This is a genomic window from Burkholderia sp. Bp8963 (assembly GCF_003854275.1).
In the GTDB taxonomy this organism is placed as follows: Bacteria; Pseudomonadota; Gammaproteobacteria; order Burkholderiales; family Burkholderiaceae; genus Burkholderia.
Genome location: NZ_QTQP01000109.1, coordinates 1 through 6,156, shown reverse-complemented (window position 1 = coordinate 6,156; position 6,156 = coordinate 1). Strand labels below are relative to the sequence as shown.

The following is a 6,156-nucleotide window of genomic DNA, read 5'->3' as shown; positions in this document are numbered from 1 at the left end:
CCTTGCCCGGCAAGACGGATTCGATTCGTGCCCATACTTCATCGCTCAGTAATGTTCGAATCATCTTGACCTGCTCGCGCAAAAGACAAGATGTAAACACATTTCATCGAATGTAAACAGACCCTAGCAGCTGCCTGGTCCGCAGCAACGATCGAGTACGCTCATCAGGCAAAGTCATCATTTGGCTCCCAAAGCCGCACATGCGTCGCTCAAAACAGCGGCATGCGCATTGCTGAACAATTGCTTTCAGTTTCCGCTTGCCCGTAAAAGGCGCGAGTGTGCATCAGGCAAATTTTCCTACGATCGCGCAGTAGGTCGTCGACGCCATTCGTAGCAAATGTGTCTGCACCAGCTCGTCGCTGCGCCAGTCATTGCGAAGCGCAAATTTGAGGCCTCAAAGGACTGTTTCCACCTCTGGCTTAACGTGCCTGACGAGACCGGTTGGAGTGCGTCGGAACTAGCATCTCATCCTCGTACGAAGCAAATCGGAGTTATGTCTGGTTCACCGTTCAGCAACGATGGGAGCCCGCCAAACGCAGTACACATCGGTTTTGGTGGGCTAGGTAATTCGGTCGAGCTTGAGGGGGCGTTCCAATTCGTGGCAGACATGCTCGATCATCCTGATCACCTGCGTTCTTCGATCCTATACTCCTAAACAGTCGCTGCCAATTGGGTGCCGCACACAAGTCACCTCAGCTTTCCTCGGGGTCGGCCTCGCCCGCGCAATCCCATCTCAGGTCCCGACGTCTCCCCAACGGCTGACTAGCGTCGGTGCATTTTGTGTGCCTATATGGTGACCGCAGGGTGACGGTGCATCCGACGCGCGCTCTATTTCGAAAAAAGTGCGTCTGCTCAGGTGGACAACGCAAGCTCCCACGCGGCCGCCGCAGCCTGGTAGATGCCGCCATCGCGGCGACCGACCGCGAGCGCGACAATGTCTGGCGGACTCTCGGCATCGCGGCAGCAACGACAAAGGGCAAATCGGGTGTTGATGAATTTCGATGACTCTCGTCTATATACGTAATTTATTGCTGTATTTCGAGTCGGGTTAACGGATTTCGAGGCAGCACAATGTCGGCGATTGGATACGAGCACCTCATTAGGCGCTTTTCCCTGGACGTTCGGCCTCTTCAGGCACCCGCCTCCACGAGCCCGCGCGTGAATCGGCGCGTCGATGCGTCCAATCAGGTACTGTTTCCGAAAAATGTGGCCATCGAGGATTCCCCGGTGGGGCATCTGGAGTTCGCCCTGAGGCACGAAGGAGTGAACCTCGAAGTTATCGACGCGGTGTTCGAGCACATCCCGGCCGATGAGCTCGTCAGGGCTCTGGAATGCACGCCCAACCGGGCCACGATCCGCCGAGCTTGCTTCCTCTGGGAATGGCTCACCGGACAAACACTTTCATTTACCACGACGCTGAACACGGGCTACGTCGACCTGTTTCCACCGGATATCTACGTCACAGCGACGAAGCCTACAAACAACCAGAAGTTTCGTGTTCGCAATAACGCATTAGGCAACCCGGACTTCTGTCCCGTCATTCGGCGCGTCGACTTGCCCGAGTCTCCGAGTCTCGCGGAACTGATGGAACAGGCGAAGCGCACACTCGAGACTCTGACGGACCCGGTCCTCTACGAGCGAGCGGTCGATTGTCTGTATCTGCTGGAAACCCGAAGTAGTTACGCTATCGAACGCGAGACGCTGAGCTCCGACAAACAGGACCGGTTCATACAGTTGCTTCGCCGGGTCGGCGAGACGGCAGCCGTCAGCGAAGAATGGCTTGTAAGTCTGCAAAACGCATTCGTGCGCGATTTCGATAGTCAGGAGGCTTCCTACAGAACCACGCAAAACTGGCTGGAGGACGGCGTCGGCCGTGTCACCTTTTTCCCTCCGCCTCCCAACGACTTATGTCGTGCAATGAGTGGGTGGGAAGCGTTCGTGAACGACGCCACTCGTTGCGACGATACGCTCGTAAAAACCGCCTGCGCCTCGTTTGGCTTCGTCTACCTGCATCCGTTTCACGACGGGAATGGTCGGTTGCACCGCTTCCTCATCCAGCACTTGCTAGCACCCTCGTCGGCCTTAACCGGCGGCGCGTTGGTGCCCGTCTCGGCCGCCATCTTGAAAAGCGCTCCCGAGTATCTCGGCGTATTGAGTGGCTTCTCCCGACCGGTCACGCAGCTTTGGCGGTACCAGCGAGGAGATATGGCACCCGTCGTAATCCACTCGCCCGGTGGCCGGCCGTATCGGTTCATCGACGCGACGGCGGAGGTCGCGTTTCTTCACCGGATGATTCGACAGGCGGTCGAAGATGAGATACCGCGCGAGCTCGCGTGGCTGAGCGGCTACGACAAGGCGTACCAGCAACTGGATGCCGAGCTCGACCTCCCTAACAAGGATTTGTCGGCGCTCATCCGGATGATTCAGTCGAACAACGGGGTCCTGTCGGAGAACAGGCGCAAGCAATATAACCACGTACCGAAGCACATTCTCGACCGTATCGAACAGGTGGTTCGCGAGGCTTTCAATCAAACTGGCACCGATGCAGATGATGCCGAGACAGGCGCCGGCGGCGCGAAGTAGCTGGATTACAAATTTCTGCCCGATACGGCGCAAAAATTGTGGCGCTTTCGAAGCGGCCAAAGCTATTTCGAGGCATGCCGCCCGTTTTGGCTGTTTTCGAGCTCGCGCGACAGGCTCTTCTGTTCCACAAGAAAGAAAAGCTCGAATCCAGCTTGGCCGGACGCACTTGGATACGCGCCAAAATGGCTCAAGCGGCAGGTCAGCGACAGTGCTCATCGACGCTTCGCTCGCCATCGCCTCCCTTCCTCCGTTACTATCTTTGCTCCCCGACGATTGGGGATCTGGCCAGCCAGGCCCGGCATGATTCCCGCCCCCAGTCGCTTCAATGATCCGGGCGCTCATCGCTGAACTCAAGACTCACGGCCGAATCCTGTTCGTCGTCGACCAACCGTTTACCATCGGTGCACTTCCAGTGGTCGTCGCCAGTGATGAAGGCATACTCGTCGCCTATCTGCCGGGACTGGCCATGCGCCGCATCGCAGATCTGCGCGCCGGCGAAGCCAAGACGACGCTGCGGAATGGCGCGTCCTAAATTCGGCAGAATATGGTCACGCGCAACGTCGGAAGCGAATTTATATCGTTGCCTACCGCGAGACGACTGATATTTATAGAAAGCTGCGAGCAGCAGCATCAGAGTTGGGGCAAACGCCACTCACGCGGACATTGTCGTACAGCGCCTTCCCGTGCGCGTTGACGAACCCGCTGGACGCGGTGCAGCCTGCGTTGACAGTGCTCCCGTAACCACTGAACGAACAGTTGGCATGCCGTTCGCACTGCGGCGCTGGGAGCCAGACGGTGTGGCGAGCCAGCGCTCCTATACCACACGTCCATACGTCGCACGAACGCTGCGCCAATATCTCAGAAGAATGGGCTAATCGCTGGGTCTGGGTCGCCGAACTCGATCTCGACCCAGTGGTCGGGATCATTCTCGTCTGTTTTGACGATTGCAATCGAAGTGGGCAACCTGCCTTCTTGCAGGTGTCTTTCGAACGGATTCAGAGTAGTGCTTTCTTGCAAATATCTTTCGACCGGGTGCTGAGCATTGTTCGGACTGGGCTCGCTGGTAGGCGAAGACCAGCGGTGCGAAGCGTTCATTTCCTGCACCGTGCGCCTCCCGGCCAGTAGCTCCAGCATTTCGCGAGCACTTATCTTGACGCGTCTATTCGACAACTCATGTCCTCCGTGGAATCCCAAGCCATAGCCTTCTTCACGTGATCGGTTGGCGGCGTTCACGGGCGTCGCGACGGGCATTGGCATCGCAGCCAACATTTGACGGAACACGTCCTCAAGTGCCTGGGGAACAGCCATGGTCTTGCTGACCACAAGCTGTGCGTTGAGCACCCGGTTGGGCGGCTGGAGAGGTTGCCGCCATCCCGAGCGGTCCTCTCGAGCCGAGACCAGCAAGACAAAATTTATCGAGGAATTTTGTCTCAGAAACTCTTCGGCAATTTCCCTTGCACTAACGTCATACCAACTCTGCTGACGCTCTTCGAGCGTGCGGCTGTCACCGTCACCCACAATTACGCCAACAAGACCCGTCGCGCCACGCAATTGCTTCGCCTTTGCGTGCAGTGCGTTGTAGAGCGGGTTGCGATCTTTGATCGTTGGGATATCGTACGCTGCGTACGATACGCTGCTGTAAGGAGACTTGCTCGGATCGATGATGACATGGATGCCAGTCGTCTCATCGTCGATTACTAAGGAGAGAATTGCGCTGCCTGCTTTAATCTGGCCGCGAAGCTTAGGCTCGATCTCTTTGCGCACAAAGTCACGAAGGCGATTGCGATCAGGAAGCCGCAGGGCGATCTTGCTCCCACGCGCGGTTTGCTCCGTTCTGGACCCGATGCGCAGTTCTAGACCACCAGCCTTGAGTCCCAAGCGCGTTTTCGTCTCCTCGATAAGGACGCTCAGTTCTTGAAACGGGTTTTTTTCGTCTACGCCAGCATCAGAGACGGTTGTCACGTCGGCCACGAATGCCAAGCCATGCCCGTTGAAGGTGACATCCGGACGCCTGCCTGACTCCAGTGGAATCTCGTTTCCCAGCTCGCCCAGCTTCGACAATGCGCCGAGCACGCCGACCTCCCACGTAGCGGCCAAGCGATCCTTTCCGGGACGATTGAGTCGGGCAGCTAGCGCCGAGGTCGCTGCCTCGCCGAGGACCGGGCGGAGTTCGTCAAGCTGATTCTGAATGGCTCGTCGTGCAAAAATCATGGGGAAGATGATCCGATTGCCTGATTGAAGCGGGACATCCAATTCTATGCGAGCTTGCGTGTAATGAAAGTGTCCAGAGTGTGGTGCGTGTCATCATCGCGACGACAACGTGTTGGACAACATTTTCATGGCGGGACTGCGTGGTCAAGGACCGGGAATTTAGTCAGATGCCATCCTCCATTGTAAGGCCAGCGGATGAACTTCGAGGCGTGAATGCGAGATGGTGACAGATACGTGGGGCCGCTCCAGTGACTTTATGAACTCGAGCCTCTGTTATGCTATGAATCCTTGGTCATATTGAGCGTCAGGTCCATAACATAACGGGTTGAAGCATCGCTACAGAACGGGGAAGAGATGGACGACGGGTTTGGAGAATACGAGGAAGGTCGAAAACTCATTGAGGACATTCGGCGCAACGAGTACATGATCGGCTTGGACATGTCGCCGGAGGTTCAGGCGGCGGCAGACCGTCTCCGAGAGAAGCTCGGAAGCGCGCTCAAGCTTCTCGCCGCAGATCTGTATTCCAGTGACACCCATTTCCTCCTGGAGCTCGTCCAGAACGCGGATGACAACAGCTATTCGCCGGAGGTCGTTCCCACTGTCTCGGTGCGCTTGGAGCGTGATTCGCTCGCGTTCGTCAACAACGAGACGGGCTTCGCAGAGAAAAACGTCAGGGCACTATGTAGCGTTGGCCAAAGCACAAAGGCCGGACAGAAACATAGTGGATATATCGGGGAGAAGGGGATCGGCTTCAAGTCGGTTTTCCAGGTGTCCGATGCACCTGAAGTGCACTCAAACGGGTTTCATTTTCGCTTCAATATCTCCGGAGCCGACGACCTTCTCGGATATGTGATACCCCACTGGAGGGAACCGAATGGGCGGATTGATGCCGTCGGGACGACCGTATTGCTGCCAGCTAAGGCAGGTCTGTCATTCGGTTCACATCTGCTTGAGGGGCTTCACCCGAGACTCTTGCTCTTTTTGAATAAAGTTCGGAGGCTGAATCTCGGACATGAGTGCGGTCAGGTGATCTATGAACGACAGGACGCTGGGGACGTCATTACGATATCGACCAAAAAGCTCGACATCGCTGGCAAACTTGAGTCGAGTTCCGTAGAGTCATACGTGCGCATTCATCATCCCGTGTCGATGGTCGATTCGCCGGATGAGAAGCGACCTGGCACCAGTACCACAAGTCTCGTCATCGCCCTTCCTGTCGACGAGCAGGGCAAAGCCATTCCATTACACACAAGTCGGCGTGAGCGGCTTGTAAACTTTCGCGGCTTGCCGTTTACTCTTGCTTTTTGCATGACGCGCGAATGGCACGAGCAACGGAGAGTTGGGCGGCAATGGAATTCAAGG

3 protein-coding genes and 2 pseudogenes are annotated in these 6,156 nt (G+C 56.6%); 4 read left to right on the top strand and 1 reads right to left on the bottom strand.

Annotation, left to right across the window (positions count from 1 at the left end; all coding sequences use genetic code 11):
• Positions 1 to 1,158 precede the first annotated feature (1,158 nt).
• From DID96_RS37270 to DID96_RS39705, 3 genes and pseudogenes are all read left to right on the top strand, one after another.
• The gene (locus DID96_RS37270) at positions 1,159 to 2,583 is read left to right on the top strand and encodes a Fic family protein (protein ID WP_260464170.1); all 1,425 of its coding nucleotides are present in this window, start codon (positions 1,159 to 1,161) and stop codon (positions 2,581 to 2,583) included.
• Between the two features lie 331 nt (positions 2,584 to 2,914).
• Positions 2,915 to 3,109: pseudogene (locus tag DID96_RS37260) on the top strand (transposase); the annotation flags it as partial.
• 32 nt (positions 3,110 to 3,141) lie between these two features.
• Positions 3,142 to 3,324, top strand: a pseudogene (locus DID96_RS39705) (hypothetical protein); the annotation flags it as partial.
• Positions 3,325 to 3,441: 117 nt separating this feature from the next.
• On the opposite strand, the gene DID96_RS37250 reads toward DID96_RS39705, so the two are convergent.
• On the bottom strand, positions 3,442 to 4,794 hold the full coding sequence (locus DID96_RS37250) for a hypothetical protein (protein WP_124604266.1): 1,353 nt from the start codon (positions 4,792 to 4,794) through the stop codon (positions 3,442 to 3,444).
• 354 nt (positions 4,795 to 5,148) lie between these two features.
• On the opposite strand from DID96_RS37250, the gene DID96_RS37245 reads away from it, so the two are divergent.
• Positions 5,149 to 6,156 (top strand): sacsin N-terminal ATP-binding-like domain-containing protein (locus tag DID96_RS37245; protein WP_221624640.1); only part of this gene is annotated, 1,008 nt, incomplete at its 3' end.